This window comes from Collimonas sp. (assembly GCF_039923675.1).
In the GTDB taxonomy this organism is placed as follows: Bacteria; Pseudomonadota; Gammaproteobacteria; order Burkholderiales; family Burkholderiaceae_D; genus Collimonas.
In genome coordinates, this window is sequence record NZ_JBDTCG010000105.1 from 1 (window position 1) to 26,148 (window position 26,148).

At 55.7% G+C, this 26,148-nt stretch carries 31 protein-coding genes, 1 tRNA gene and 1 pseudogene; 24 read left to right on the forward strand and 9 right to left on the reverse strand.

Annotation, left to right across the window (positions count from 1 at the left end):
• The 3 genes and pseudogenes from ABI171_RS23445 to ABI171_RS23455 all read left to right on the forward strand — a co-directional run.
• A pseudogene (locus ABI171_RS23445) lies at positions 1–1,394 on the forward strand (phage tail protein); the annotation flags it as partial.
• 13 nt (positions 1,395–1,407) lie between these two features.
• Positions 1,408–1,935, forward strand: coding sequence for a phage tail protein (locus ABI171_RS23450; RefSeq protein ID WP_348094959.1), 528 nt, complete (start codon positions 1,408–1,410; stop codon positions 1,933–1,935).
• Positions 1,935–3,200 (forward strand): contractile injection system protein, VgrG/Pvc8 family, encoded by a 1,266-nt coding sequence (locus ABI171_RS23455; RefSeq protein ID WP_348094960.1) that lies wholly within the window; start codon positions 1,935–1,937, stop codon positions 3,198–3,200. The genes ABI171_RS23450 and ABI171_RS23455 overlap by 1 nt, the downstream gene beginning before the upstream one ends.
• Before the next feature lie 179 nt (positions 3,201–3,379).
• Here ABI171_RS23455 and ABI171_RS23460 read toward each other — a convergent pair whose 3' ends face one another.
• From ABI171_RS23460 to ABI171_RS23470, 3 genes are read right to left on the reverse strand one after another with little or no spacing between them, the layout of a single operon-like run.
• A complete protein-coding gene (locus ABI171_RS23460; protein ID WP_348094961.1) occupies positions 3,380–3,724 on the reverse strand; it encodes a hypothetical protein in 345 nt (114 codons plus the stop codon).
• Between the two features lie 44 nt (positions 3,725–3,768).
• Positions 3,769–4,125 carry a hypothetical protein gene (locus ABI171_RS23465; protein ID WP_348094962.1) on the reverse strand — a complete coding sequence of 119 codons (357 nt, stop codon included), beginning with the start codon at positions 4,123–4,125 and terminating at the stop codon, positions 3,769–3,771.
• Between the two features lie 49 nt (positions 4,126–4,174).
• Positions 4,175–4,645, reverse strand: coding sequence for a helix-turn-helix transcriptional regulator (locus ABI171_RS23470; protein WP_348094963.1), 471 nt, complete (start codon positions 4,643–4,645; stop codon positions 4,175–4,177).
• Positions 4,646–4,765: 120 nt separating this feature from the next.
• Between ABI171_RS23470 and ABI171_RS23475 the strand changes: the two genes are divergently transcribed.
• The 9 genes from ABI171_RS23475 (at position 4,766) to ABI171_RS23515 (ending at position 10,027) form a co-directional block, all read left to right on the forward strand.
• Positions 4,766–4,918, forward strand: a complete 153-nt coding sequence (locus tag ABI171_RS23475; RefSeq protein WP_348094964.1) for a hypothetical protein — start codon at positions 4,766–4,768, stop codon at positions 4,916–4,918.
• Between the two features lie 10 nt (positions 4,919–4,928).
• Positions 4,929–5,174, forward strand: coding sequence for an ogr/Delta-like zinc finger family protein (locus ABI171_RS23480; RefSeq protein WP_348094965.1), 246 nt, complete (start codon positions 4,929–4,931; stop codon positions 5,172–5,174).
• On the forward strand, positions 5,171–5,422 hold the full coding sequence (locus ABI171_RS23485) for an ogr/Delta-like zinc finger family protein (RefSeq protein ID WP_348094966.1): 252 nt from the start codon (positions 5,171–5,173) through the stop codon (positions 5,420–5,422). The genes ABI171_RS23480 and ABI171_RS23485 overlap by 4 nt, the downstream gene beginning before the upstream one ends.
• A gap of 132 nt (positions 5,423–5,554) precedes the next feature.
• The gene (locus ABI171_RS23490) at positions 5,555–5,767 is read left to right on the forward strand and encodes a hypothetical protein (protein WP_348094967.1); all 213 of its coding nucleotides are present in this window, start codon (positions 5,555–5,557) and stop codon (positions 5,765–5,767) included.
• Positions 5,768–5,865: 98 nt separating this feature from the next.
• Positions 5,866–6,210, forward strand: coding sequence for a hypothetical protein (locus ABI171_RS23495; protein WP_348094968.1), 345 nt, complete (start codon positions 5,866–5,868; stop codon positions 6,208–6,210).
• Positions 6,207–8,171 carry a replication endonuclease gene (locus tag ABI171_RS23500; RefSeq protein ID WP_348094969.1) on the forward strand — a complete coding sequence of 655 codons (1,965 nt, stop codon included), beginning with the start codon at positions 6,207–6,209 and terminating at the stop codon, positions 8,169–8,171. The genes ABI171_RS23495 and ABI171_RS23500 overlap by 4 nt, the downstream gene beginning before the upstream one ends.
• The gene (locus tag ABI171_RS23505) at positions 8,168–8,356 is read left to right on the forward strand and encodes a hypothetical protein (RefSeq protein WP_348094970.1); all 189 of its coding nucleotides are present in this window, start codon (positions 8,168–8,170) and stop codon (positions 8,354–8,356) included. Before ABI171_RS23500 ends, ABI171_RS23505 begins: the two co-directional genes overlap by 4 nt.
• A complete protein-coding gene (locus ABI171_RS23510) occupies positions 8,349–8,789 on the forward strand; it encodes a hypothetical protein (RefSeq protein ID WP_348094971.1) in 441 nt (146 codons plus the stop codon). The genes ABI171_RS23505 and ABI171_RS23510 overlap by 8 nt, the downstream gene beginning before the upstream one ends.
• Before the next feature lie 341 nt (positions 8,790–9,130).
• Entirely contained in the window at positions 9,131–10,027 is an 897-nt protein-coding gene (locus tag ABI171_RS23515; RefSeq protein ID WP_348094973.1) for a tyrosine-type recombinase/integrase, read from the forward strand.
• A 90-nt stretch (positions 10,028–10,117) separates the two neighbouring features.
• Here the strand turns inward: ABI171_RS23515 and ABI171_RS23520 are convergent, their stop codons facing one another.
• Entirely contained in the window at positions 10,118–10,381 is a 264-nt protein-coding gene (locus ABI171_RS23520) for a hypothetical protein (protein ID WP_348094974.1), read from the reverse strand.
• Positions 10,382–10,492: 111 nt separating this feature from the next.
• Positions 10,493–10,568: transfer RNA gene (locus tag ABI171_RS23525), tRNA-Phe, on the reverse strand.
• A 190-nt stretch (positions 10,569–10,758) separates the two neighbouring features.
• Between ABI171_RS23525 and ABI171_RS23530 the strand changes: the two genes are divergently transcribed.
• The 5 genes from ABI171_RS23530 (at position 10,759) to ABI171_RS23550 (ending at position 15,851) form a co-directional block, all read left to right on the forward strand.
• On the forward strand, positions 10,759–11,985 hold the full coding sequence (locus ABI171_RS23530) for a UbiH/UbiF family hydroxylase (protein WP_348094975.1): 1,227 nt from the start codon (positions 10,759–10,761) through the stop codon (positions 11,983–11,985).
• Between the two features lie 11 nt (positions 11,986–11,996).
• A complete protein-coding gene (locus tag ABI171_RS23535) occupies positions 11,997–12,719 on the forward strand; it encodes a DsbC family protein (protein ID WP_348094976.1) in 723 nt (240 codons plus the stop codon).
• Between the two features lie 49 nt (positions 12,720–12,768).
• Positions 12,769–13,380 (forward strand): nucleotidyltransferase family protein, encoded by a 612-nt coding sequence (locus tag ABI171_RS23540; RefSeq protein ID WP_348094977.1) that lies wholly within the window; start codon positions 12,769–12,771, stop codon positions 13,378–13,380.
• Between the two features lie 155 nt (positions 13,381–13,535).
• Positions 13,536–13,994 (forward strand): DUF3429 domain-containing protein, encoded by a 459-nt coding sequence (locus ABI171_RS23545; RefSeq protein ID WP_348094978.1) that lies wholly within the window; start codon positions 13,536–13,538, stop codon positions 13,992–13,994.
• Between the two features lie 3 nt (positions 13,995–13,997).
• Positions 13,998–15,851: a M61 family metallopeptidase gene (locus tag ABI171_RS23550; RefSeq protein ID WP_348094979.1), complete on the forward strand. Its 1,854-nt coding sequence runs from the start codon at positions 13,998–14,000 to the stop codon at positions 15,849–15,851.
• A 42-nt stretch (positions 15,852–15,893) separates the two neighbouring features.
• Here ABI171_RS23550 and ABI171_RS23555 read toward each other — a convergent pair whose 3' ends face one another.
• Together ABI171_RS23555 and grxD are read right to left on the reverse strand one after the other, a co-directional pair.
• Positions 15,894–16,487 (reverse strand): UbiX family flavin prenyltransferase, encoded by a 594-nt coding sequence (locus ABI171_RS23555; RefSeq protein ID WP_348094980.1) that lies wholly within the window; start codon positions 16,485–16,487, stop codon positions 15,894–15,896.
• An 8-nt stretch (positions 16,488–16,495) separates the two neighbouring features.
• On the reverse strand, positions 16,496–16,807 hold the full coding sequence (gene grxD, locus ABI171_RS23560) for a Grx4 family monothiol glutaredoxin (protein ID WP_348094981.1): 312 nt from the start codon (positions 16,805–16,807) through the stop codon (positions 16,496–16,498).
• 299 nt (positions 16,808–17,106) lie between these two features.
• Here grxD and rplU point away from each other — a divergent pair, with 299 nt between their 5' ends.
• The 4 genes from rplU to proB all read left to right on the forward strand — a co-directional run bounded on the left by rplU (position 17,107) and on the right by proB (position 20,359).
• The gene (gene rplU, locus ABI171_RS23565; RefSeq protein ID WP_038493216.1) at positions 17,107–17,418 is read left to right on the forward strand and encodes a 50S ribosomal protein L21; all 312 of its coding nucleotides are present in this window, start codon (positions 17,107–17,109) and stop codon (positions 17,416–17,418) included.
• Positions 17,419–17,482: 64 nt separating this feature from the next.
• The gene (gene rpmA, locus ABI171_RS23570) at positions 17,483–17,740 is read left to right on the forward strand and encodes a 50S ribosomal protein L27 (RefSeq protein ID WP_061541704.1); all 258 of its coding nucleotides are present in this window, start codon (positions 17,483–17,485) and stop codon (positions 17,738–17,740) included.
• Between the two features lie 272 nt (positions 17,741–18,012).
• A complete protein-coding gene (obgE, locus tag ABI171_RS23575) occupies positions 18,013–19,122 on the forward strand; it encodes a GTPase ObgE (protein WP_348094982.1) in 1,110 nt (369 codons plus the stop codon).
• Between the two features lie 118 nt (positions 19,123–19,240).
• A complete protein-coding gene (gene proB / locus ABI171_RS23580; RefSeq protein WP_348094983.1) occupies positions 19,241–20,359 on the forward strand; it encodes a glutamate 5-kinase in 1,119 nt (372 codons plus the stop codon).
• A gap of 101 nt (positions 20,360–20,460) precedes the next feature.
• Here the strand turns inward: proB and ABI171_RS23585 are convergent, their stop codons facing one another.
• Both ABI171_RS23585 and ABI171_RS23590 read right to left on the reverse strand, forming a co-directional pair.
• Positions 20,461–21,057: a CNP1-like family protein gene (locus ABI171_RS23585; RefSeq protein ID WP_348094984.1), complete on the reverse strand. Its 597-nt coding sequence runs from the start codon at positions 21,055–21,057 to the stop codon at positions 20,461–20,463.
• An 8-nt stretch (positions 21,058–21,065) separates the two neighbouring features.
• Positions 21,066–21,644 (reverse strand): RNA pyrophosphohydrolase, encoded by a 579-nt coding sequence (locus tag ABI171_RS23590; RefSeq protein WP_348094985.1) that lies wholly within the window; start codon positions 21,642–21,644, stop codon positions 21,066–21,068.
• A gap of 264 nt (positions 21,645–21,908) precedes the next feature.
• Here ABI171_RS23590 and ABI171_RS23595 point away from each other — a divergent pair, with 264 nt between their 5' ends.
• The 3 genes from ABI171_RS23595 to ABI171_RS23605 all read left to right on the forward strand — a co-directional run bounded on the left by ABI171_RS23595 (position 21,909) and on the right by ABI171_RS23605 (position 26,134).
• Positions 21,909–23,648, forward strand: coding sequence for a proline--tRNA ligase (locus ABI171_RS23595; protein ID WP_348094986.1), 1,740 nt, complete (start codon positions 21,909–21,911; stop codon positions 23,646–23,648).
• 134 nt (positions 23,649–23,782) lie between these two features.
• Positions 23,783–24,403 carry a lytic transglycosylase domain-containing protein gene (locus tag ABI171_RS23600; RefSeq protein WP_348094987.1) on the forward strand — a complete coding sequence of 207 codons (621 nt, stop codon included), beginning with the start codon at positions 23,783–23,785 and terminating at the stop codon, positions 24,401–24,403.
• A gap of 279 nt (positions 24,404–24,682) precedes the next feature.
• Positions 24,683–26,134: an alkaline phosphatase gene (locus ABI171_RS23605; protein ID WP_348094988.1), complete on the forward strand. Its 1,452-nt coding sequence runs from the start codon at positions 24,683–24,685 to the stop codon at positions 26,132–26,134.
• Positions 26,135–26,148 lie beyond the last annotated feature (14 nt).

Here is a 26,148-nt window from a genome sequence, read left to right on the forward strand (position 1 = left end):
TCCTGTTGCCGCAGTTGGCGAAGAACGGCATCACCAAGCCCACCAAAGTACTCGACACCATCGGCAGCCTGTTTACCAATCGCAAGGCTGGCGACCTGATGGCGAACATGTACTTGCAGCGCGCCCAGATCCACAAGAACCGGAAATTGAACGAAGGCGCCTACGATGTCGACCAGCTCGAACCGCTGGCCCGCGAACAGGCCGGCGGTAAGGAAATGGACGCGCACGCCAAGCTGGCCGACCTGCAGTTGACCATGGGCGAGAAGATCCTGCCCTTGTATTCCAGCGCCATCGAGACCGTGACAAAAGCACTGGAAGGTTTAAATGGCTTCATGGAACGCAACCCGGCTACGGCCAAGACCATGATTGTAGGCTTCGGCATTCTTGCCGGCATCCTGGTGGTGCTGGGGCCGCTGATGCTGGCCCTGGCGGCCTTGATCGGTCCCTATGCCATGTTGCATGTGCTGTTCGCCAAGATGGGAATAGCCGGCGGTGTGTTATCTCCGATCCTGCGCGGCATTGGCGGTGGCTTCATGGCAGTTGGTAAAACTGTCTTGTGGCTAGGTCGCGCCTTGCTGACGAACCCGATTGTGTTGCTGATTACCCTCATTGCGGTACTGGCTTTCCTGATCTATAAAAATTGGGAGCCCCTGAAAGCGTTCTTTAGCGATCTGTGGGACGGCATCACCGAGCGGTTCAATCGTGCATGGGAAACCATCAAGATCTTTGCCGGCGGCTTGTGGGCTGATGTCAAAACAGCTTTCGACGGCGGTATTGGCGGCGTTAGCGCCCTGATTGTGAACTGGTCGCCGCTGGGACTGTTTTACCAGGCATTCGCCGGGGTGATGAGCTGGTTTGGTATTGAACTGCCGGGGACATTTACCGAGTTCGGCGCCAATATCATCCAGGGATTAGTAAACGGTATTTCGTCCGGCTTTGGCATCTTGAAAGACAAAATCAAGCAGCTGGGGGCCATGGTCGGCATCACGTTTGCAAAGGAGCAGGAGATCCACAGTCCCAGCCGTGTCTTTAGCCGATTCGGCGGATTCATTACGGAGGGGCTGGCGCTCGGTATCGAAAACGGACAGGATGCGCCGCTGGGCCAGGTCAGCGGTCTTGCCAAACGGCTGACCCAGCTCGGCGCCGGCATCGCCATCGGCGCAACTGCCATGCCGGCGCTGTCCTTCGATACACGCCCACCCATTGCGCCGCAGGTGTCACGTTCAGCAGGCGCCGGCATGGTGATCCAGGGCGACACGATCACGATCTCGGTTACGGCCGGGCCAGGCATGGACGAACAAGCCATTGCCCGCGCCGTCATGCTGGCGATGGAGCAGCGAGATAGAGAAAAGGCGGCGCGTATTCGCTCCAGCCTGTCCGACAATCACTTTTAAGGATTGACCAATCATGATGATGGCCCTGGGCATGTTTGTCTTTAGCCTGCCGACCCTGGCCTACCAGGAGCTGCAGCGTAAAACCGACTGGAAACACCCGAGCACGTCGCGGGTCGGCGCCCGCAACGCCCGTCAGTTCACTGGCAAGGGTGACGACACCATCACGCTGTCCGGCTGGATTGCGCCGGAGCTGACCGGCAGCGTGTATTCGCTTGATGCCTTGCGCCTGATGGGCGATACGGGTAAATCGTGGATTCTGATTGCCGGGACCGGGCGCATTCTGGGTTCGTATGTCATCACCGGCATGACCGAGGGCAGGACAGTGCTGGCGCAGGATGGCGACGCCGGCAAGATCGAGTTCTCCATCACGCTGGAGCGTACCGATGAATCAGTGCTGGGCCTATTGAATACCCTGGGTGATCTGGGCAGCATCAAAAACATGCTCAGTTTGGAGGGCATCAGCAATGGCGTGAGCAATGCCATCAACACCGGCGTGTCGACGTTTAACAATGTCGCCAATAGCATGCGGAGCCTGTTCTGATGGACTATCCAATTCCCGCCTTCAAGATCACGCTGGATGGTCAGGACATTACGGGGAAATTTGCGCCGCGCCTGGTGAGTCTCGATTTGAACGAGTGTCGTAGCGACAGCGCCGATGAACTGAGTATTACCCTGTCGGACACGGACGGCCAGTTATCTCTGCCGGCCAAGGGTGCCAGGATCAATGTCCAGATCGGCTGGCAAGAATCCGGCCTGGTCGACAAGGGTATATTTACCGTCGATGAGATCGAGCATAGCGGCGCGCCGGATGTGTTGACGCTACGCGCACGCACGGCCAGCCTGATCGACACGTTCCGCCAACCCGTCGAGCGCAGTTTCCACGACACGACTCTGGGCGCGGTGATTGAGGTGATCGCATTTCAGCAGGAGCTGAAAGCCGGCATTGCCGACGCGCTGCGGGGGATAAAAATTGCGCATCTGGACCAGACCAGGGAGAGCGACGCGGCATTCCTGCGCCGGCTTGGAAAGAAATACGATGTCGCCGCGACTGTCAAAAATGACACGCTACTATTCATGCCGGCGGGCCGCAGCAAGACGGCTTCGGGCCGCGACCTGCCTGTGATCCGTATCACGCGCAACCTGGGAGATAGGCATCGCTACCATAGCGCCGAGCGTGACAGCTACAGCGGTGTGCGCGTGTTCTGGCATGACGACCGGCATGGCTTGCGCCGCAGTGTCGTTGCCGGCGCACCAGGCAACAGCAAGCGACTGCGTACAACCTATGCCAATGAGGCTGATGCCCGCGCCGCCGCCGTGGCAGAGTGGCAGCGCATCCAGCGCGGCGCCGCCACCTTGGAGTTGTCGCTAGCAATTGGCGCCCCGGCGCTGATGCCGCAATCGCCTGTGGAAGTGGTTGGATTCAAAACCGATATCGATAATCAGGAGTGGCTAACGGTCAAGGTCAGGCACAGCATCAGCGACGCCGGCTTTACCAGCGGCATCGAGCTGGAGACCCGCACAGAGGAAGCGGAAGTCGAGCGCGAGGATGAGGTCGATCCAGATCCCGGCATTACCGGCGTGTACGCCAAATGGCGCAATGTTGCCAACAAGAAGACCGGTCAGGAATTTTCCCCCTCGACCGGTAAGGGAAAACATGCGGTGCCGGCCGCAGGCGCAACGGCCAGTACAAAGACATTGCAGCACGTCTACGCCAACAAGCAAACTGCTGCACGCGCTGCAAAACTTGAATGGGGAAAAATTCGGGAGCGGCGCGAGGTCATTAAAGAAAACAACGCCGGAGGATGATGTAACGAGAAGAATCTGCCTCCCGCCTCAGTCGTCCTGTTCATCAGTTTCAACATAGTAGTAGCGTCTACCGAGCGAGATTTTAAACGAGACGGTCAAGCGTAATATCCGCCATTCTATTTTGAAAATATTCATTTCTTTGACTTTCGATGAATTGTTTGTAATACGTTAATGGCAGCTTAGATTCGCCACTCTGGACGTGAACGGGAGCGAGCTTCTTCTCCCCAATACGGAGGTGTTGTCGGACTATCCTGCAAGCATTCACGATACTCGCCATTGACGCTTCGAATGATCCAGCCCACCGAATAATCTCCACTCACCGTACGACAATAGGGTTCTACGGTCGCATCCGCTTTCTTATTGATTATCACGACGCCGCCAGCACCGAGCGCAATGACCACCAGCACATTGCGTAATAATTGTCTGGCGCGCAAACGGTTTGACGTCGATTTGTATTGAACATATTCGTCGTCATCGATTGAGTCCGATTTAAATTGAGTTGATTTTATTTCTTTAAATTTCATTGAATTTTGATTGATTTTTTTTGCGATGCGTGAATAGCGCGAAGTTACGTCAGCCGCGACGAACGCGAGCGGATCCGGGATTCCATGCCCCAATAAGGGCGTGTATCAGGGTTGTCCTGAAAACATTCCGTGTACGTGCCATTGGCTCTTTTGATGAGCGCGCCAACAGGATAATTTTGCTGATTGAAACCGCAATATCGATCTGTACGAGGTATTTCCTCAGCGGACAAGCGAGACCACGGCCCGTTCCCGTTCATCAGCACCGCTACAAGTGTTATCGATTGCATTCCGAACTGTGCTTTGAAATAGCGCGTAACGCTTACCTTTTGCTTGGCGAATAGTTCGGATATGGTCGGTTTGATCGCATCAAGGCCATCAGCAAGAATGAGCACATTGCCCATAACCTGCTGGCCGATGTATGTTGCGTTAATGTTTCGCCAAAAACAGAGATTACTTGACCAATTTTTTTTTGGACTTCTTATCGTTAGCTCTTTTGTCGCTACCCATATAAAAAGTTTGTGGTGCGTTGATGCCACCTGTAATTTGCTGACCGACTTCACCGTGGTTGACAATGGCGGGAGCAGTGGCAGTAGGAGGTTGTTTCGGGTCGCTCATGCCGTCGATCATTCCCAGAACCCCAGCTTTGCCGCGAATATCCAAACCGCGATATCCCGTGAGCAATTCTTTTTCATCTGGCGACATGGCGTTATTCGAGCGCTGTCCGGTCAAGACATATTGCACGTCACCACCAGCCGCCGCGAACTCAGTAAGAGCATTACCACCAGGTGCTGCCTGCCCACGTTCATACTTGCTCGACATTTCCCTTCGCACGCCCATGCGATCCGCCATTTCTTGTTGCGTAAATCCTAAACGATCTCGCTCTTCGCGTAGTCGCTCACCACAATTCGCGTTAAAAGACACTATATTTCCTTGACTTTGTGTATTCAAATACACATAATTACACCATTCTTAGCTACTACACATCATAACACCATGCAAATTTTGCCAAAAGACAGGCGTCTTCCCAATGGAACAGTTTCCATGCCACGCAACGTCCGCATTACGACTGATGAAATGGTTGAGATCAAGCAGTACGCCACCAACGAAAAGAAATCACATACTTGGTTTTTGCGCGTTATGGTCTTACGCGGCCTTGAAAGCTACAAGCGCGAACTAGCCTTTAAATCACGATAATCGGTCTCGCATGAGAGTTATCAGCATTCGTTGCCCACGTTGCCACCATCACGTGATTACCGCGAAGAACTGCACCATGTCGGACATGATGAAAGAGATCACCTACACGTGCCAAAACCCGGTTTGCGGGTTCATTTTCGTTGCCAGCTTGAAACAGGCAACAGAATGGCTTGCAAGCGTGCGTTTGCATAAGCAGTCGCGCCAAATATCCGGCAGAAGCCGTGCCTTGTACCCAGCAGACAGGAAGCCCTCATGAGAGTCATCAGCATTCCTTGCCCTCATTGCCATCATCGTGTGCGCGCCGCCAAGAGCCGCACCATGTCGGACATGATGAAAGAGATCACCTACATGTGCCAGAACCCGGAATGCGGACACGTTTTCGTCGCTAGCCTGGAAGTGTTGCGCACCTTGTCGATGTCGGCTATTCCGAACCCTGATGTCCGTATCCACGTGTCGCAGCATGTCCGCAATGCCTGCGCCAATCAATTAGCGCTGACACTGTGAGCCGCCCATGACGACATCTCGCAACCTAGCGCCGCCGTAGTCCCCAGCTAGTTCGTTTTATCCCTCCTGTTGTTATCTGCAACGTCTGTATTCAGACGTGCGGGATTCGCTCACCCTGAAGAAAGGTCAAACATGTCAGTAGAAACTATTTTCACCCAGCTGAAAACTATTACGGTCAAGCCAGTACAAGCACGTCACCTCGATGGCATTGGAATATTTTCGGTTCAGCGAATCCTCTTCCAATTTGAGGATGGCAGTACACACCAATTGGTACTGCATCTCGAAGCTGGCCTGCACTCCCTCAACGTAGGCGAATTGGTCACTAATGAACAGGTGACGGCATGAAAAAAATCCTTCTCGACCTCTGTGTTGCCTTCCTCGGTTGTGTCCTGCTGATGGCTGGTCCGCTGTTGAACGCCGTTGGCTTGATTGGAGGCTAAGCCATGGCCGGAAGAATTCAAGCCATGCACCAGGACATCGCGCATACACACTTGCAGCACGCCTATGTCGTCCTGGCCGGCGACAAAGAATCCATCCGCGCAGCACATTGGCGGCGCGTCTCGCCGCGTGTACGCAAGATGATTATGTGGATGGCCGACCTGGACGCTAAAAAGAGCGAGGCCACCTTGCAATCATTGACCGCCCTGGAACGCGGCAAGATGCATTGCGAGGCCCGCCGCCTCATCAAGGAACTGGAAATTGTCCTGCGCTGCGCCCAAGGCGGCGAAGTGGTTAGCCAGTTTCCAGCACCTGGTCACGAATCGGACGGCATTGCCGCGAAACAATGAGCTATCGTTTTTACTCCACCGAAGGCATTACCGGCCTTCCACGGCGCATGGGCCGCGCTCTGCGCGATCTGTTCGCCCGCGACGGCTACCAGAAGCACGAACACAAGGTCGACGTCATCGACGAAATCTGGACCGAGCAGCAATTGTTGCCGCTCGACGCGTCCGATGGTGCGATTTACCAGGCAGCAGACAGCGCCGCCCGTGAGTGCTACCAGCTTTGCGCCGATCTCCAATCCCTGGACGCTATTGTGTCAGCCATACGCCTGGTCTGTGATCGTCTCCAAGTACCGCCACCGGCAGGCAAGGAAGAGGTCGAGATCATCCGTCGTGCCGTGGATAAGGCTTGGTGGCATCGCGGCATTCGTAAGGCGCATGCACGCCGCTGCGAACATATGGCGATCCGCCTGGGCTTCACCAGCTTCAAGACTGGCGCGTATGTCAGCAATGAAACTGCCTACCGGCAACGCCGTCGCAACAAGCAGAATGCCAAGCTGCTGGCGTCGATTGAAATGCAAAATGAAAACGGCCAAACCTATAGCCTGGAAGAACTGGCCGCACTCGGGACCGCCAATAAATCGATTCGACGTGACGAACTGATGACGCGCATCCGTGGTTTCGAAGAAGTCGCCTTTGATATGGGTCATGTCGGCGTCTTCGCCACGATCACCGCGCCGTCGAAGTATCACGCAGTCTTGAGCAAGAGCGGTGAAGCGAATCCCAATTACATCAAGTTCGGGGAGCCGACGCCACGCGATGCACAGGCGTACCTGTGCGACGTATGGAAATGCATACGCTCCAAGCTGCACCGGGATGGCATTCACGCGTATGGCATCCGCATTGCCGAGCCACACCACGATGGTTGCCCACACTGGCACATGCTGATGTTTGTGCCGCCTGAACACCAGGAACGCTACGAGGCTGTCATTTCAGCTTATGCGCTGCTTGAAGATGGCAACGAACGCGGTGCGGATAAAAATCGCGTGAAGCTGGTGCGTATTGAGGCAGGCAAAGGCACTGCTGCTGGTTACATCGCCAAATACATTGCCAAGAATATTGACGGGGCGAATGTGGGCGATCACCACATGCGGGAAGAGGGTCGTACCTACGTTGTGACTGACGATCTGGTCGGTGATGAAATGATTACGCCCAGCCAGCGCGTGTGCTATTGGGCGCAGACCTGGGGCATCCGACAATTTCAGCAGGTCGGCGGCGCGCCTATCGGTCCATGGCGCGAGCTACGGCGCGTAAAAAGCGAAAGCATCCTGCATGCACCCGAGGCGGTGAAAGCGGCGTGGCAGGCTGCACAGAGCATCAAGGCTACCGAAATCAATGTTGTCGATGGCAAGCGCGTCAAGACCATCAAGACGATCAAGCAAGCCTCCTTCCGCGACTATCTGCTGGCGCAGGGAGGCCCGACAGTCGGGCGCAAGGGATTGGTGAAAATCGCCAAGCGCCTGACCGTGATCGAAGGCAAGTACGCGACTTATGAAATGGACAAGCCATGCGGGATTTATCACGTATGGAATCCTCACGCGGTGTACGAATCGGTCCGTTATCAATGGACAGTCGTCGGCGCTGCCAAGGCAGCTGTTTTTGACTTTCCTTGGACTGGTGTAAATAACTGTACGAAAAAATCTAAAAAGAAAATATCGACTTCGGTTTTAACGCAGGAAGAGTCGGCAGCCATCGCCGTCCGGCTTGCTGCTTTCATCGAAAAGAATCCGCAACCCGCTTATCAGCCGACCGACTGGTCCGCCATCGAAAGAAAGTCGAAGGATCTGGAGCGGGAAACCAAGGATTTTGCGGACGCCAGGAACGGCGAACGGGAACGCATGGCCAAGCTGGAAACATCCGCCTACGACAACAACGACATGACAGCCAGGAAGCGCCTGATTGCGATCTGGGCCGCTCTCCACGCCTGTCCCTACCCACGAATTTTTATGACTGAGAACGACCTATGAAAACCATGATGTACGTGTGCCTCAATTCGCTCATCGCCTTCGCCCTGGTGGGCATCGCCGAGATCATCGAGCCGGCATTGATACGCAGCAAGATCCGCTACCACGGGGTGCTGGCATTCTTCACGGCTCTGCTCATTCTCGTTGCGCTGTTGGTCGGCCTGCTCCTGGGGGCTTTCCATGAATAAGCCCATTCAACCTATCACTGTGAAACTACGGGACCGCGTCACATTCGACACCGACGAAGGCATCCAGGCTGGCTACGTCAACGACCTCCGGCGCGACCTGGGCAACGGTGAATTGCATGCCTGGGTTGAGGTGGATCATTTAATGCCTGGCTGCTTTCGCGCCGTTCCTGTATCGGCCATCCTGACTTCCGATCCTGTCGGCTCGCCTTCGTTCATCGGGACGGATTGGGCTGCAACATTATCGGATTTCAGCGCCATCAGATTTGCAGAACTGTACTTATGCAATTTTGAAAATGAGCCGCGATTTCAGTGTCCCGCCTGTGGTCATGTGAGCGCCATCGAATCTCAATTCAGCAACTGCTGCCAAAACGATCGATGCCACCGAATAAGCCCGCGTCAGACTCAAAGCCATAGGAGGGTTCTATGTTCCTAACGGTAGATGAATTGCGTGAACTGACTGGTTATGTTTATAACTCTCGGCAGATTGATTGGCTGCGTCGGAACAACTGGAAATTTGAGGTCACTGCGCAGATGCGCCCAAAGGTTGCACGAAGTTTTTTTGAATCTCGCCTTGGCGCATCTGCATATAGACAAGCGGTTGAATTGGTTTCCACTACAGTTCGGCCAAATTTTCAGGCGTTAAACCGCAAAAAGGGACGGTAATTAAATATGGGACGCAAGCGTACAGGCAATCATAATTTACCGCCTCGGATGAATCTAAAATCTGGAAGGTATTACCACGTCTCAAGCACGTTGCCACGAAAATGGACGCCATTGGGCAACGATCTAAATGAGGCACGACGGAAGTGGGCAGAGCTGGAAAGTGAGCCAGTCGGGACTAACGATAAATCTTTTTCCATTATAGCCAGGCGCTATTTACGCGAGGTGCTGCCGACACTTCGACCACATACTCAACGGGACTACACCCAATATTGCGCGCTTCTCGAGGCCGTTTTTGGAGATGTGGCAATAGATAGTATTCGTCCATTCGATATCGCCGAATATTTGCGTATCCGAGGAGAGAAGTCAAAGGTTCGCGCTAACCGTGAAAAGGCGCTGTTTAGTACGATTTTCAATCATGCCAGATCGTGGGGATACACGGATATCACGAATCCTTGCACCGGGATCAAAGGCCACAAAGAAAAGGCCCGAGACAGATACGTTTCCGATGACGAATATGCCGCAGTATGGGCTTTCGCTCATCCTACTGTGCAAGATGCTATGGACATGGCTTTATGTACCGGTCAGCGTCCGGCAGATGTGCTAAAAATAGTTGTAACTGACATAGCCGATGGTCTGCTATCCGTCGCTCAAAATAAGACAGGGAAAAAACTCAGAATTGCAATTGAGGGGGACTTGGCTGTTACGATAGCCCGGATTATGTCTAAGCAGCGAAATGCCAAAAATCTAGCCCTGTTGCAAGATCCTAGCGGTCAGCGCCTAACTTATTTTGCATTGCGATCCCGATTTGACAAGGCACGAGAACTTGCTGGCGTCAATTTTCAGTTTCGAGATTTGCGGGCTAAAGCGGCGACGGATATTGAAGACTTAGCGCACGCGCAAAGTCTATTAGGACATAAAAGCCGTAGTACGACTGAAATATATACGCGTGAACGCCGTGGGGATCTGGTCAAGCCTCTGAAGAGGATATCAAAAGATATTGTCAGATAAGTACGATACGACCGGCTAAATGTGGCTGGTCGTCAGTACCTTCATTCAATTGGTCGACTCTGGCTATCATCTACGAGCTAAAAACCGAACCTATGCTGCGATTTTTTCTGCTCCATACAAGCTGATGAAGTTACGCCATTCGTCCGGATCGAGTTCTATAGACATTTCCGACATATCATCAGAATTGTTTTCTTCAACAATCGTGATTAAAAAGAAATCATCGTTGTGGTCTTCTTGTTCGGCAAAAACATCCTCAACCAGATAGCGAGTGCCAATCTTCGGATTTATTGAGGAATCTTCCTGTTGGGACTTCGTGGTGACGTAAATTTCGCCAGCGTTAGGTAGTTGGGCCATTGACGGTATCTCTGCTTTTGGCAATCGCTCTTCTCGTCTGAATTGTAGAAAAGCATTCCAAATTGTAGAAAAGCGGGTTAGCAGCTTTTCACCGCTAACCCGCTTCAAATTTGGTGGCCCGGGGCGGAATCGAACCACCGACACAAGGATTTTCAATCCTCTGCTCTACCGACTGAGCTACCAGGCCAAGGGACAGGAGTATAGCAAAACATTTTTAATCCGCAAAGCCCCTTGTTGATTTTTTTTAAAAAACTTTGCGGAGCGCAATTCAAGCGGTTCCAGCGGGGCCGGGCGGCGCTTACGGCCCTTATTTAATGGCGTTCGCAGGCTCTTGTGAGCGTAATCGCTATAATGGCGGCATGAAAGATATCGGATCAATGTCGAAAAATGCTGGCGCATCGCCGATGGTAAAACATCAGTGCGATATTTGTATTGTCGGCAATGGCGCGGTCGGTAAAGCGGCGGCGCTTGGCCTGGCGCAAATGGGTTTGCGCGTCACCTTGGTGGGAATGGCGACAACTGCTGCAGCGACCATGGCTGATGCCTGGGATTCGCGGGTCTATGCGCTGAACCATGTCGCGCGGACCCTCTTATCGACCGTTAAAGTCTGGGATGCGTTGGATATGGCGCGGGTTGCCGCGGTTGACGGCATGTCGATCAAAGGCGGGACCGACAGTAACACGGGAAATCTCGTATTCGATGCCTACAGCGCGCGCGTTGACGCCCTGGCATGGATTATCGAGGACAGAAATCTCAACCAGGCCCTGGATGCCGCGCTTAAATTTGCATCAAATCTGCGTGTGCTCAACGGCCGCGTGCAAAGCATGCAAATCGATGCTGCCGCGGTGACTGTGCAGCTAGAGTCAGGCGACGCTATCAGTGCGGCTTTGATTGTCGGCGCCGATGGCGCACAGTCCTGGGTGCGCAGCCAGTGCGGAATCGGGATCGATTACCGCTCCTATAAACAGCGAGGCGTGGTCGCCAATTTTTCCTGCGAACGGCCGCACCACGGCATCGCGCATCAATGGTTTACCGAAACCGAAGGCATCGTCGCCTTGCTGCCGTTGCCCGGGCAGCGCGTTTCCCTGGTCTGGTCGGCGCCGGAAGCGTTGGCGCTGACATTATTGGAAGAACCGTTATCGCAACTGGCCGCCCGCCTGTCGCCGCTGGCGGGCGAAAAGCTGGGGCAATTGCAGCCGTTGCAGCCAGAGCTGGTCCAGGCATTTCCTTTGTCGCTGCTCAAACCCCATGCTCTGGTGGCGCCGCGGGTGGCGCTGATCGGCGACGCCGGCCACGTGGTGCATCCGCTGGCCGGACATGGCATGAACCTGGGATTTGGCGATGTGGCGGCATTGATCCAGGTGCTGGCCGAACGCGGTGCGCATCGTGATTGCGGCAATGAACGCTTGTTGGCGCGTTACGCGCGTTCGCGCAAGGAAGAAATATTGCTGATGCAAATGACTACCGATGGCCTGGCAAGGCTGTTCGGGTTTGATTTCGGCCCGCTGCGTTTGTTGCGCAACGCAGGTTTGAACTTGCTGGACAAGATACCGGTCTTAAAACGACAACTGATGACCCACGCTTTGGGTCGGACAACCGAATAACTGGAATGGAAATGAAGAAAATAAGCGTGATGCTGGTCGCCCTGCTAGGTCTGTGGGCGACCGTTGCCGGTGCCGAAACTTTGCAGGAGGCGGCAGTCAAGAAACTGATCGAGCCGCGTCTGGGCGATGGCACCAAGGTGGATGAAGTAACCAAGACGCCGTATTCCGGTTTGTTTGAAGTCCGTGTCGGCAGCGATATTTTCTATACCGATGCCGCTGCCAAGTATGTGTTTGTGGGCCGCATCGTGGATGCCCAGTCTTCGCGTGACTTCACCCGCGAACGGGTTGACGAGTTGAACAAGGTCAAGTTCGCGGATCTGCCGCTGGACCTGGCGATGAAGAAGGTCAAGGGCAATGGCAAGCGTGTGATCGCGGTGTTTGAAGATCCTAACTGCGGCTATTGCAAACGCTTCCACAAGACCACTTTGCAGGAAGTCGACAACGTCACTGTTTACACCTTCCTCTACAACATCCTGGCGGAAGACTCGTCGGTCAAGGCGAGAAACGTCTGGTGCAGCACCGACCGCAACAAGGCCTGGACCGATATGATGGTCGATGGCAAGGCCGCTGCCGCCGCGCCCGCATCTTGTCAGGCGCCTAACGATAAAGTCCTGGCGCTCGGTCAAAAGCTGAACGTAACCGGCACGCCGACGATTATCTTTGCCGACGGCTCGCGTACACCAGGCTGGATCGATGCCAAAACCATGGAAGCCAAATTTTCTTCCCTGAAGTAATTTAATCCTACAGTACTGGCCAGGCTTTCCGGCATGCTCGATTTCCGCCATGAATCTCTCTCAGAATCTTTCTCGATACAGCGGCCGGATCGTCGGCCTGTTGCTGGCCGCCGGCCGGGGCCGGCGTTTCGATCCCACCGGCATGCAGAGTAAATTGCTGCAAGTGCTGCCGACGGCAGACGGCCGGACCGTGCTGGCAAGCGCCGCAGCCAACCTGGCCGTGGCGCTTCCGCTATGCATCGTGTTGCGGCCGGGCGTACATGATCAGATAGCGCAAGTCGCGCAGTATCCCTGGGTGGAATGCGAAACTGCCGATGACGGCATGGCGGCGTCGCTGGCTTATGGTGTGCAGCAGACGTCGGATGCTGCCGGCTGGATCATCGCCTTGGCCGACATGCCTTATGTCCAAAGCGCTACTTTTCGAGCCCTGGCGTCGGCATTGCAAGAGGGCGCCGACATTGTTGCGCCGACCTATCAGGGGCGGCGCGGCAATCCGGTCGGTTTCAGCCGCTTGCACCTGTCACGCTTGCTGGCCTTGCGTGGCGATCAGGGCGCGCGCAGTTTGCTGCAATCGCATCCGGTATGCGAGCTGGCGCTGGATGATCCCGGTATACATCAGGATATCGACACCGTCGCCGATATACGACAATCCTCGGCTTGAAGCGGGGAATCGGCGAGCGTTTTGCTCGCCTTACCACGGAGGGCCGTCCGAATCCGCGCAATCCCGCTACACTAGCGTCTTTTTGCGCAGCTATTAAAGTGAGCGGCCCGCGCTTCCATGCGGTCTGCCCGACGTTTCCCTGACGAACCCTCCAGATGAACCCACATTTCCTGAACAAACGCATTATTCATTTACTCGGTTATGCCGGGCTGATTCCGTTCGTGCTGCTGACGCTGGCGAGCTGGCTGGTCAACGCCGACTGGCTGCGCGATTTCATCCGCGGCCAGCTGGCTTATGGCATCGCCGCGCTTTCTTTTCTGGGCGGAATTCATTGGGGCGCGGTAGTGTTGCGCGCCAACCTGTCCGCCGACCATACCCGCAAAGCCCTGATCTGGGGCGTGGCGCCGACTATCATTGCATGGTTCTCGACCATGGCTGGCGGTTTCGGTTTCGCCTTGCTGATTGCGGGATTCATCGCAGCCTATCAGGCCGACAAGCGGCTGTTTCCCTGGTACGGCTTGCCGACCTGGTTTATCGAGCTGCGTTTTAAATTGACCTGCGTCGCGGTAGCGGCGCTGATGCTGACCGTAATTGCCGGTAATGTCCGGGGATAAAAGATGAAAAAAAATACAAGTAAATCAGCCGCTAAATCCGCTCGCAGTGGTCTCCGTTACAGCATCGTTGCCGCCGATCCGGCGGCGCATCTGTTTGCCGTGACGCTGACGATTTTGGAACCAGCCGCGGTCGGCCAGATCGTCGCTTTGCCGGCCTGGATCCCGGGCAGCTACATGATCCGCGAGTTTGCGCGCAACATCGTACAGATTCGCGCCGAGTCGAACGGCCGCAAGATCGCCCTCAGAAAAATTGACAAGCACTCCTGGCAAGCAGCGCCGTGCGACGGCCCGCTGACCTTGCACTATCAGGTGTATGCATGGGATCTGTCGGTGCGTACCGCGCATCTGGACCAGACTCACGCCTTCTTCAACGGCACCAGCGTATTCTTGCGCGTGATCGGCCAGGAAAATGTGGCGCACGTCGTGGATATCCAGCGGCCGCAAGGCGACGCTTATGAAACATGGCGGATCGCCACCGCGTTGCCGACGCTGAAAGCCAAGCGTGGATCGTTTGGCAGCTATGTCGCCATCAATTACGACGAACTGATCGATCATCCGGTCGAAATGGGTACTTTCCAGCTGCTCAGTTTCAAGGCCCATGGCGTGCCGCATGACATGGCGATTACCGGCAATGTGCCGAATCTCGATCTGGCGCGTCTCAGCGCCGATCTGAAAAAGATCTGCGAAACCCAGATTGCCTTCTTCGAGCCGGCCGGCAGCAAGTTCGCCAAGCAGGCGCCGATGGAGCGCTATGTGTTCATGACGCTGGCGGTGGGCGACGGTTACGGCGGCCTGGAACATCGCGCGTCGACCGCCTTGATTTGCGCCCGCGCCGATTTGCCGGTCAAGGGCCAAGCGGAGATGAGCGACGGCTATCGGACTTTCCTCGGCCTCTGCAGCCATGAATATTTCCATACCTGGAACGTCAAGCGCATCAAGCCGGCGGCTTTTGCGCCTTACGATCTGCAAGTCGAAAACTATACGCCGCTACTGTGGCTGTTCGAAGGCTTCACCAGTTATTACGACGACCTGATGCTGCTGCGCAGCGGGCTGATTGATCAGCAGGCGTATTTCAAGCTGATTGAAAAGACCGTCAATGGCGTGCTGCTAGGCAGCGGCCGCCATAAGCAAAGCGTGGCGGAATCCAGCTTTGACGCCTGGGTCAAATATTATCGCCAGGACGAAAATGCGCCTAATGCAATCGTCAGTTATTACACCAAGGGGTCGCTGGTGGCGCTGGCATTGGACCTGACCATTCGCGCCGAAACCAAGGGCAAGAAATCGCTGGACGATGTAATGCGCGCCTTGTGGCAAAAATATGGCCGCGATTTTTATGCCGACAATGCCTTGAGCGGACGGGGTGTCAGCGAGGCGGCAGTCGAAGCACTGTTCGACGAAGTGACGGGCCTCAAGCTGAAACGTTTCTTTGACCGTTATGTGCGCGCAACCGATGATTTGCCGCTGGCGAAATTATTGGCGCCGACTGGCGTGCTGGTGGCGGACCGGCGCAAGCCGGGCAAGCCGTCGCTGGGAGTGCGTGCGGTCAGCAGTGGCGGTGAATGCAAGCTGGCGAATGTGTATGAAAGCGGCGCCGCACACCGTGCCGGTTTGTCGGCCGGCGACGTACTGGTGGCGATTGACGGGATCCGGGTACCGGCCAAGCTGGATACCTTGCTGGCGCGTTACCGGGTTGGCGACACCATCATGGTCCACGCTTTCCGGCGCGACGAATTGCTGGTTTTCAGGGTCCGTCTGCTGGCCGACAGCGCGCCGCAAGTCAGTCTCGATGCAGAAGCCAAGCCGGCGCTCGGCACGGCGATGCGTAGCGCATGGCTGGCAGGGCGCAACAATCGTTGAGGGTGCGCGGCCAATAAAAAACCGGGCAATTTGCCCGTTTTTTTATTCCGCTTTCAAGCCATTCCAGCGTGGCGTCAGCGTGTGCTCGACAGCAAAAAGATCCAGCACCCGCCCCAGCGTATGGTCGACCATTTCCGCGATGCTTTGCGGCCGGTGATAAAAGCCCGGAAGCGGCGGGAAGATGATGCCGCCCATTTCTGTGACGCTGGTCATGTTGCGCAGGTGCGCCAGGTTGAACGGCGTTTCACGCACCATCAGGACCAAGCGCCGGCGTTCCTTGAGCACCACGTCGGCGGCGCGCGCAATCAGATTGTCTGACAGGCCATGGGCCACCGAGGCCAGGGTTTTCATGGAGCAGGGCGCGATGATCATGCCGTCGGATTGGAACGAACCGCTGGCAATGGAGGCGCCGATATCGCGCACGTTGTGCACCACGTGCGCCAGCGCTTCGACTTGCTTGCGGCGCATCTCCAGTTCCTGATGCAGGTTGAGTACGCCGGCATCGGAAATCATCAGATGGGTTTCGACGCCGGGTATTTCCCGCAGCTGCTGCAGTAGCCGCACGCCGTAAATCACGCCGGTGGCGCCGGTGATGGCGACAATCAGGCGGCGCTGCGGCTGGCTGGCCGGGACCACTTGCGGTCTCAGGCCTTCAACAGGGTTTGCAGTTCGCCGGATTCAAACATCTCATTCATGATGTCCGAGCCGCCGACGAATTCGCCGTTAACATACAGTTGCGGAATGGTAGGCCAGTTGGAGTAATCCTTGACGCCTTGACGCACGACCGGGTCTTCCAAGACGTTGATGGTGACGATGTTTTCAGCGCCGCTGGTTTTCAACAACTGGATGGCGCGGCCGGAAAAGCCGCATTGTGGGAACTGCGCGGTTCCTTTCATGAACAGCACCACTGGGTTGCTGGTCACGGTTTCCTTGATCCACGCTTGTACATCGCTCATGGCAATACCTTAAAAAAGTTCAGAATACCGCCATTATATGAAAAAGGCCGCTACGCTGCTGGTGAGTCTGTCCTTGCAAGCCTGCCAATGGCCCGATTAGTGCTGAGTTGCCGGAGGGAAGCATGGAACTGTGGCAAATTCCACACTTGTCAAGAGTTTTTGACGAAAGCGCCAAGTCCATGTACAATCTCAGGTTCTCCCGATTCCGCCCAGCGATTTTATGCACCACCGTCGCTGAATATGGTGTTTTAGGAAAGAATTTTTTTTAATAGTCTTCAATCATTTCGATGAGGTTTCATATGTACGCGGTCATAAAAACCGGTGGCAAACAATATAAGATTGTTGCCGGCGAAAAACTTAAAATAGAACAGATACCTGCAGACATTGGCACCGAACTCACTATTGATCAAGTGCTTGCAGTTGGCGCTGGCGACACCATTAAGTTTGGTGCTCCATTGGTCGAAGGTGCTACGGTGTCGGTTAAGGTATTGGCGCAAGGTCGCCACGATAAAGTCAAGATCTTCAAAATGCGTCGTCGTAAGCATTATCAGAAGCATCAAGGCCATCGTCAAAATTACACCGAAATTCAAATCGTTTCGATCAACGCTTAATTACGTAAATTAATTACGTAAATTAACTACGTTGATTGACTTAACCAGATACCAGGAGTTTTAAATGGCACATAAAAAAGGCGGCGGCACTACGCGCAACGGCCGTGACTCAGAGTCAAAGCGACTCGGCGTCAAGGTCTACGGTGGCCAAGCGATCAACGCTGGCGGCATCATTATTCGTCAACGCGGCACTAAGACGCATCCAGGCGAAAATGTTGGCATGGGCAAGGATCACACCCTGTTCGCACTGATTCCAGGCAAAGTACAATTCGTAACCAAGGGCGCTACTCAGCGTAACTACGTTACTGTCGTTCCAGCTTAAGTCGTACTTTAAGCTTCGACATAAGCAAGGCTCCGGCCTTGCTACGAAAGGCTCTGCCGCTGGTAGAGCCTTTTTAGTTTCTGATCGTAAAACACTGCTCGGCTGACTACGGACACGCAGCGAATTGACTTTGCTTGCGGCGGGTTATGTCTGACGTAATTGTTATTGTTGCAATGTCGGTGAGAGCCCTCCTGCAGCGATGCGCAAAAATCGGTAAAGTTACCGTGTGCTTTCAATAAGAATTTAACCTCCAACCTCATTAGGATCTTCGAATGAAGTTTATAGATGAAGCAAAAATCGAAGTCATTGCCGGCGATGGCGGCAATGGGGTTGCGAGTTTTTGCCGTGAAAAATTCCGCCCGTTTGGCGGCCCTGACGGTGGCGATGGCGGCGTAGGCGGCACTATCTGGGCCGTTGCCGACCGCAATATCAACACCCTGGTCGACTATCGTTTCTCCAAGATGCACCGCGCCGGCCGCGGTGAAAACGGCCGCGGCTCGGATTGCTACGGCAAGGGCGCGGACGATATCAAGCTGCGCATGCCGGTCGGCACCCTGATCGTTGACATCAACACCGGCGAAGCGATTGCCGACTTGACTGATCACGGCCAGGAAGTCTTGCTGGCCAAGGGCGGCGAGGGCGGCTGGGGCAATATCCATTTCAAATCTTCGACCAACCGCGCGCCGCGCCAGAAAAGCGATGGCAAGGAAGGCGAACGCCGTGAATTGCGTCTGGAGCTGAAGGTATTGGCCGATGTCGGCCTGCTGGGACAGCCGAATGCCGGCAAGTCGACGTTCATCACCGCGGTGTCGAATGCCCGCCCGAAAATCGCTGATTACCCGTTTACCACGCTGCATCCGAATCTGGGCGTAGTGCGCGTCAGCCATGAAAAAAGCTTCGTCATCGCCGATATTCCAGGCCTGATCGAAGGCGCCGCAGAAGGCGCCGGACTGGGTATCCAGTTCCTGAAGCATTTGCAGCGCACCGGTTTGCTGTTGCACATCGTCGATCTGGCGCCCTTCGAAGATACGGTTGATCCGGTCAAGGAAGCCAAGGCGATCGTCAAGGAATTGAAGAAGTACGATCAATCGCTGTTCGACAAGCCGCGCTGGCTGGTGCTGAACAAGATCGACGTGATTCCGGAAGGCGAGCGCGTCAAGCGCGTCAAGGATTTCATCAAGCGCTTCGGCTGGAAAGGCCCGGTATTCGAGATTTCCGCGTTGAATCGCGAGGGTTGCCCTGAACTGGTGACGGAGATCTACAGCTATCTGGCGGAAAAACGCCAACAGGAAACCCGTTCGGAAGAGAAGCAGATGGTGGTGGAAGCACAAACCATCCTGTCGATCGATCCAGACGATCCGCGTTTCAAGATACTGGATTAAACTGGTAGTTGGCGGCCGTTGTTGATGGGGAGCAGTAAAGGCCCTCATCGATAACGGCCTTATTTTTTGCCCGTCGTCTTTAGCCCATGTCGGCGAGACGGCCGCTATAGATAAAAACATGAATTCCGTCATTCAAAAAGCCAAGCGCATCATCATCAAAGTCGGATCCTCCCTGGTAACCAATGACGGCAAGGGGCTGGACGTCGGCGCCATCGCTAAATGGGCGACCCAGATCGCCGAGTTGCGGGTGATGGGCAAGGAAGTGGTGCTGGTCAGTTCTGGTGCGGTGGCGGAAGGCATGCAGCGGCTCGGCTTCGACAAGCGGCCGACCAGCATCGATGAATTGCAGGCTTGCGCCGCTGTGGGCCAGATGGGCCTGGCGCAGATCTACGAAACCAGCTTCCGCGCCCACAATATCCGTACCGCCCAAGTACTGCTGACGCACGCCGACCTGGCCGACCGCGAACGCTATCTGAATGCCCGTTCGACTTTGTTTACCCTGCTGCGTTTCGGCGTGGTGGCGATCATCAATGAGAACGACACGGTGGTCACCGATGAAATCAAGTTTGGCGATAACGACACTCTGGGTGCGCTGGTAGCCAACTTGATTGAAGGCGATGCCCTGATCATCCTGACCGATCAAAAAGGCCTGTATACGGCCGATCCGCGCAAAGACCCGAATGCCGAGTTTGTGCACGAGGCGAAAGCCGGCGATCCTGCGCTCGAAGTGATGGCGGGCGACGCCGGCACCAGCATCGGCCGCGGCGGCATGATCACCAAGATCCTGGCCGCCAAACGCGCAGCTAAATCTGGCGCGCATACGGTGATTGCCTGGGGCCGCGAAGATGCAGTGCTGACCAGGCTGGCGAACGGCGAAGCCATCGGCACGCAACTGGTTGCGCAAACCGGACAACTTACCGCGCGCAAGCAATGGATGGCGGATCACCTGAAAACCGCAGGCAAGGTCATGCTGGACGCCGGCGCGGTGCAAAAATTGCGCAACGAGGGGAAATCCCTGTTGCCGATCGGCGTCACCGGCGTTTCCGGCGAATTTGGCCGTGGCGATGTCATTACCTGCACCGACGTCGATGGTCACGCCATTGCGCGCGGCATCAGCAACTACACCAGCTCGGAAGCGCGCCGCATCATGCGCCATCCGTCAGCGGAAATCCAGGCGATCCTGGGTTTTGTCGAAGAATCGGAGCTGATTCACCGCGACAATATGGTCTTGCTGTAATGGCGATGTGACTGCGGCAACACAAGCAAAACAAGCAAAACAAGCAAAAACGGCTCCGCATAGTGCAGGAGCCGTTTTCTATTCAAAGCCGATTTTTTCGGTCAACTGCCCGGTTTGATCGTGCGGTTCAAGCGAATCCTGTCTCGGATTTCCGTAACCTTGCCGGCCACCATGCCATCCTGGCAAACAAAGTCCTTGGCCAATGCCGCATGCTGGCGGTTGCCGGACGATTCGCTGATCTGCTTCCAGTCATTCAGGCGCGCCCGCGACCAGCTCCCGTCTTTCTGTCCGAATGCATACATCTTGCTTTCATAAGTCTGGCAGCGGATGCCTTCATAGCTGACGTTTTCCGCTCCGCCCTGGCTCTTGCTGACCAGCGTATAGCGCACCACGCCGTCTTTGTCGGCCGAGATCGAATTGACGTCGATGAAGAAATTCATGGTGGCGGTCGGGCTGACATAGAACGACATCAGGTTGGCCGCTTGCGGCGCTGGCGGCAGTACAGCCTTGATTTCTTGCCAGGCTTTGCCGTCGTCATCATCGTCGAAATCACCGGGATTCGGTTTGTTGGTGCCGCCGATATCAAATGGATCGGTGGCGGCGTGCACATAGGTGGCGCTGCCCAGCAACAGCAGGCTGGCGGCCAGCAATTGCACGATTTTCTTTACGCTAGCGGGAACAGGTAACACTAAAGCCATGGAGGGACTCACTTTTTTTCGGGTTCGGCAACAATAGCCGGTGTACATGGCGTCGACGCGCGCGGCCCGTGGCCGGTGCGCAAATGACGGGCGTGATGCGGCACATTTTGCAAAGGACGCGTCAGGAAACGTGATAGTTCTTGCAAGGCGCGCTGATAGACATCGCGTTTGAATTCGATCACGACATCCAGCGGCACCCAGTAATCATGCCAGCGCCAGGCGTCGAATTCCGGATGTTCGGTCAGGCGCAGGTTGACGTCGCAGTCGCGCCCGGTCATGCGCAGCAGGAACCAGATCTGCTTTTGGCCGCGATAATGCCCGCGTACGTCGCGCTTGATGAAATGATCGGGGACTTCATAGCGCAGCCAGTCGCGGGTGCGGCCGATGATCTTGACGTGCTCCGCCTTCAACCCGATTTCTTCCTCGAGTTCGCGAAACATGGCCTGCTCCGGGGTTTCCCCGTATTTGATACCGCCCTGTGGAAATTGCCACGAGTGTTCGCGCACGCGCTTGCCCCACCAGACTTCATTCTGGGTATTGAGCAAGATAATGCCGACGTTCGGGCGAAAGCCTTCACGGTCAAGCATGTTGTTACCTCAAAACTTTCTGCGGCCAGGCGGTTCTCCTGCCTGATTCCTTGCTTGCTGTCATCATTGCGGAACAAAGCTTTAACGCCGCCTTAGTCCGGCGAACGACTCTGTCCTCGCCCGATTAGGCGCGCAATCTGCCCCGGCTAACAGTAACAATAGCCAGAACATCAATCAAATGTGCAAAGAGTAGGCGCATCAGCCAGCTAATCCTTTAAAATTGAGTTGATTATAACCCTCTCTTTTTAAAAAGAATTCATCGTTATGCGCGCCTCCCGTTTTTTTATCTCCACGCTCAAAGAAGCTCCATCCGACGCTGAAATCGTCAGTCACAAACTGATGATGCGCGCCGGCATGATCAAGCGCATCAGTTCTGGCATCTACACCTATATGCCGATGGGTCTGCGCGTGATCCGCAAAGTCGAGAACATTGTGCGTGAGGAAATGAACCGTTCGGGAGCGGTCGAGCTGTTGATGCCGGTGGTGCAACCGGCCGAGCTGTGGCAGGAAACCGGACGCTGGCAGAAATACGGCGCCGAACTGATGCGCGTCAAGGACCGCCACGGCCGCGACTTCATCATCCAGCCGACTTCCGAAGAAGTGATTACTGACATCGCCCGCACCGAACTGCGCTCCTACCGCAAGCTGCCGGTAAATTTTTACCATATCCAGACCAAGTTCCGCGATGAGCGGCGACCACGGTTCGGCCTGATGCGCGGCCGCGAATTCACCATGAAGGACGCTTATTCCTTCGACCGCGACCTGGATGGACTGAAGCAGTCCTACCAGATCATGTATGACGCCTACGTCCGCATTTTCAACCGTTTCGGCTTGCAATTCCGTGCTGTTGCGGCCGATAACGGCGCCATTGGCGGCACCGGTTCGCATGAGTTCCACGTGATCGCCGCCACCGGTGAAGACGCCATCGTGTACTGCCCGAACTCGGATTACGCAGCGAATATGGAAGCTGCTGAATCCTTGCCCCTGATTCCGACCCGTGCGGCCGCGACCCAAGCCTTGACCAAGACAGCGACGCCGGGCAAGGCCAAATGCGAGGCGGTGGCGGAGTTGCTGCAGCTGCCATTGACGCAAACCATCAAGTCGATCGTGCTTACCGTTGAAAAAGAAGCAATGGACAAGGAGCCTGCCAGCAAGGTGGTCTGGCTGCTGATGCTGCGCGGTGATCATGATCTGAATGAAATCAAGGCCAATAAAATCCCTGGCCTGGCAGGTTATCGTTTTGCTACCGAAGCGGAAATCGTCGAATATTTCGGTACGCCGCCTGGCTATCTGGGCCCGGTCAACACCAAGAAGCCTGTGACCGTAGTGGCCGACGTCACCGTCGCCAACATGCACGATTTTGTCAGTGGCGCCAACGAAGTAGACTTCCACTTCACCGGCGTCAACTGGGGCCGCGACCTGCCCGAGCCAATGGTGTTCGATATCCGCAATGTGGTGGCAGGCGATCCATCGCCGGATGGCAAGGGCGCATTGGCAATCTTGCGCGGCATCGAAGTCGGCCACGTGTTCCAACTCGGCACCGCGTACTCGGAATCGATGAAGGCGACTTTCCTGGATGAAGGCGGCAAGCCGCAAATGCTGCAGATGGGCTGCTACGGTATCGGCATCACCCGCATCCTGGGCGCTGCGATCGAGCAGAATTTCGACGACAAGGGCATCATCTGGCCGCTCTCTATCGCGCCGTTTGAAGTGGTCTTGTGCCCGATGGGCTATGACCGCAGCGAGGCGGTCAAGGCCGAAACCGACAAGCTGTATGAAGCATTGCTGGCCGCCGGCGTCGATGTCATCCTGGATGATCGCGGCGAGCGTCCGGGCGCCATGTTTGCCGACTGGGAGCTGATCGGCGTGCCGCATCGGATCGTGGTGGGTGACCGTGGCCTCAAGGATGGCCAGATTGAATACCAGGGCCGGCGCGATACCGAAGCCACCACGGTGCCATTGGCTGAAATGCAAGCTTTCATCAAGGCCAAGCTGGCTTCCTGAAGCAGATTGGTTTCCTAAATACAACAAAGTAGCGGCGCAACGGTTTCTTGCGCCGTTTTCTTTGTATACTCCTTCAAAAATAAAAAGTGATTTTTTGGGAGTATCGATTGCGCGGGTTTTCTTGTATTCGCTGGATGAGCCTGTTGTCCGTGCTGCTGGTCTTGAGCGGTATGGCACACGCCGGAAATCAAAAAGAAGAAGAACTGGCGGATTCGGTACGCCTGGCCTTGTCGCGCGCCATCAATGATGCGCGGCCGCCTAAACCCAAATTCAATGATATCGACCAACGCATCCAGTATCTGTACTGGCTGGGCGAAATGTCGGAGCGCCTGAAGAAGAAGCTGCCGGATTCGCAGATGCGCATCGAGTTTCTGGAAACCGCCTGGTACGAAGCCAAGCGCTCCGGCCTTGATCCTTCCATGGTGCTGGGTTTGATCCAGGTTGAATCGGCATTCCGCAAATACGCCTTGTCGAGTGTCAGCGCCCATGGCTACATGCAGGTCATGCCGTTCTGGAGCCGCGTGATCGGCGACGCCGACCGCAGCAAACTGTTCGATATGCAAACCAATCTGCGCTATGGCTGTTCGATTTTGCGTATGTACATCGATATGGAGCAGGGTAATCTGTACTTGGCGCTGGGCCGTTATAACGGCAGCCGCGGCCGGCCGGAGTATCCGAATGCCGTACTGGCAGCCTGGAAACGCTGGGAATACAAGGATGCATCGCCGCTGCACACCGTATCTGCTCACCAGTAAGTGTTTTCGCGGTCGAGCGCACTTGCGCCGCACGCTGTTGTTCTCGTAGTAACCGTTTCGCCATCCCTTAAAGCATTATTCAAATAACTGGCCTGCCAATGCGCGGGTCAGCCCCTTTCATCTTCCCTGCGTTGCCTGGCTTGCGTTTCCGCGTGCAGATTTTCATTCCGATTGAAGTCGATAGCTTCGGTCGTCATCAAGTTGTAACAAGTTGCAGTTACAGTTGTAACAAATTATTACAAATGCTTACAACTTTTGATTGATAACACGGAGCAACGAATGAAATTAAGCATGTTGATTGCCGCCGCCACCGCCGCTGTATCGGTGGCGCTGGCGGGGTGTAGCGGATCCAGCAATTCGATAGTGGAAGCGCCGGTCGAGCGGCCGGAGGTCAAACCGGCCGCCAAGAACGTCATCTTTTTCCTGGGTGACGGCATGGGCATCACCACCATGACCGCCGCGCGCATCTACAAGGTGGGCGAAGAGGGTGATCTGACTCTTGACACCCTGCCGGAAACCGGCTTCGTCACCACCTATTCGAACGATGCCCAGGTCACCGACAGCGCGCCGTCAATGGCGGCTTACATGACCGGGATCAAGGCCAACAACGAGGTCATTTCGATGTCGGCAAACACCAGCGCGCGCGACGCCGGCGGCAAGAGCTATGTCAGCGGCGCAGACAGTACCTGCCCGAGCGGCAACGGCACGCCGGCCGATACCTTGCTGGAAATCATGAAGGCCAAGGGCTACAGCACCGGCGTCGTCACCACTACGCGGATTACCCATGCCACGCCGGCTGCAACCTATTCGCACATCTGTCACCGCGACGGCGAAAACAATATCGCGGCGCAACTCACGCCTAAGGGCGCGGGCTTCAACGGCAAGCTCACCAATGGCGTCGACGTGATTTTTGGCGGCGGCCGCCGGCATTTCCTGCCGAAGACCGATGCCGACAGCAAGCGTAGCGACAGCCGCGATCTGGTGGCTGAATTCAAGGCTGCGGGATATACCTATGCCGCGAATTCTGCCGACTTCGACAAGATCAGCAACACCGCGCCGAAAGTGGTCGGCCTGTTCAACAAGGACCACATGACTTACGACCTCGACCGCGACGCGGCCAAGGAACCAAGCCTGGCGCAGATGACAGGCAAATCGATCGACCTCTTGAACAGCAAGAAGACCGGCTTCTTCCTGATGGTGGAGGGCGGCCGTATCGACCACGCGCTGCATGCCACCAACGCCCGCCGCGCCTTGCAGGAAACCGTCGCCTTCGACGATGCGATCAAGGTAGCGCTGGACAAGATGCAGCAAGTCGATCCTGGTTTGAAGAATACCTTGGTGGTCGTCACCGCCGACCATGATCATTCGATCCTGCTGAACGGCTACGCCAAACGCACCGGCAAGACCACCGGCAGCGAACCTGGCGTACTAGGCGTGGTGAAGAATGTCCTGACCGGCCAGCCGGAGCGCGACATCAACGGCAATCCCTACACGGTGATCGGTTTCGGCAACGGCCCGAACCATCTGGCGGCGCGCGGCGCACTGTCGGATATGCAGGTGGCGGACAAAGACTATATGCAAGAGTCGGTGATCCCGACGGAAGCGGGCGGCGAAACGCACGGCGGCACCAATGTCTTTATCGGCGCACAGGGCATGGGCGCGGAAAACATTCGCGGCGTGCTCGACAACTCCGAGGTGTTCGGGCTGGTGAAGAAAGCCGTCGGCCTGTGAGGCCGTCAGAGATT

Coding starts and splice junctions, on each gene's coding strand:
- ABI171_RS23535 (WP_348094976.1), top strand. CDS start 11,997: ATGAAGAAAATAAGCGTGATGCTGGTCGCCCTGCTAGGTCTGTGGGCG.
- ABI171_RS23585 (WP_348094984.1), bottom strand. CDS start 21,057: ATGGCTTTAGTGTTACCTGTTCCCGCTAGCGTAAAGAAAATCGTGCAA.
- ABI171_RS23505 (WP_348094970.1), top strand. CDS start 8,168: ATGAAAACCATGATGTACGTGTGCCTCAATTCGCTCATCGCCTTCGCC.
- ABI171_RS23450 (WP_348094959.1), top strand. CDS start 1,408: ATGATGATGGCCCTGGGCATGTTTGTCTTTAGCCTGCCGACCCTGGCC.
- rplU (WP_038493216.1), top strand. CDS start 17,107: ATGTACGCGGTCATAAAAACCGGTGGCAAACAATATAAGATTGTTGCC.
- ABI171_RS23510 (WP_348094971.1), top strand. CDS start 8,349: ATGAATAAGCCCATTCAACCTATCACTGTGAAACTACGGGACCGCGTC.
- ABI171_RS23605 (WP_348094988.1), top strand. CDS start 24,683: ATGAAATTAAGCATGTTGATTGCCGCCGCCACCGCCGCTGTATCGGTG.
- ABI171_RS23490 (WP_348094967.1), top strand. CDS start 5,555: ATGTCAGTAGAAACTATTTTCACCCAGCTGAAAACTATTACGGTCAAG.
- ABI171_RS23540 (WP_348094977.1), top strand. CDS start 12,769: ATGAATCTCTCTCAGAATCTTTCTCGATACAGCGGCCGGATCGTCGGC.
- ABI171_RS23590 (WP_348094985.1), bottom strand. CDS start 21,644: ATGCTTGACCGTGAAGGCTTTCGCCCGAACGTCGGCATTATCTTGCTC.
- ABI171_RS23595 (WP_348094986.1), top strand. CDS start 21,909: ATGCGCGCCTCCCGTTTTTTTATCTCCACGCTCAAAGAAGCTCCATCC.
- ABI171_RS23455 (WP_348094960.1), top strand. CDS start 1,935: ATGGACTATCCAATTCCCGCCTTCAAGATCACGCTGGATGGTCAGGAC.
- ABI171_RS23475 (WP_348094964.1), top strand. CDS start 4,766: ATGCCACGCAACGTCCGCATTACGACTGATGAAATGGTTGAGATCAAG.
- ABI171_RS23480 (WP_348094965.1), top strand. CDS start 4,929: ATGAGAGTTATCAGCATTCGTTGCCCACGTTGCCACCATCACGTGATT.
- grxD (WP_348094981.1), bottom strand. CDS start 16,807: ATGAGCGATGTACAAGCGTGGATCAAGGAAACCGTGACCAGCAACCCA.
- ABI171_RS23460 (WP_348094961.1), bottom strand. CDS start 3,724: ATGAAATTTAAAGAAATAAAATCAACTCAATTTAAATCGGACTCAATC.
- obgE (WP_348094982.1), top strand. CDS start 18,013: ATGAAGTTTATAGATGAAGCAAAAATCGAAGTCATTGCCGGCGATGGC.
- ABI171_RS23485 (WP_348094966.1), top strand. CDS start 5,171: ATGAGAGTCATCAGCATTCCTTGCCCTCATTGCCATCATCGTGTGCGC.
- ABI171_RS23530 (WP_348094975.1), top strand. CDS start 10,759: ATGTCGAAAAATGCTGGCGCATCGCCGATGGTAAAACATCAGTGCGAT.
- ABI171_RS23520 (WP_348094974.1), bottom strand. CDS start 10,381: ATGGCCCAACTACCTAACGCTGGCGAAATTTACGTCACCACGAAGTCC.
- ABI171_RS23495 (WP_348094968.1), top strand. CDS start 5,866: ATGGCCGGAAGAATTCAAGCCATGCACCAGGACATCGCGCATACACAC.
- rpmA (WP_061541704.1), top strand. CDS start 17,483: ATGGCACATAAAAAAGGCGGCGGCACTACGCGCAACGGCCGTGACTCA.
- ABI171_RS23600 (WP_348094987.1), top strand. CDS start 23,783: ATGAGCCTGTTGTCCGTGCTGCTGGTCTTGAGCGGTATGGCACACGCC.
- proB (WP_348094983.1), top strand. CDS start 19,241: ATGAATTCCGTCATTCAAAAAGCCAAGCGCATCATCATCAAAGTCGGA.
- ABI171_RS23465 (WP_348094962.1), bottom strand. CDS start 4,125: ATGGGCAATGTGCTCATTCTTGCTGATGGCCTTGATGCGATCAAACCG.
- ABI171_RS23545 (WP_348094978.1), top strand. CDS start 13,536: ATGAACCCACATTTCCTGAACAAACGCATTATTCATTTACTCGGTTAT.
- ABI171_RS23550 (WP_348094979.1), top strand. CDS start 13,998: ATGAAAAAAAATACAAGTAAATCAGCCGCTAAATCCGCTCGCAGTGGT.
- ABI171_RS23500 (WP_348094969.1), top strand. CDS start 6,207: ATGAGCTATCGTTTTTACTCCACCGAAGGCATTACCGGCCTTCCACGG.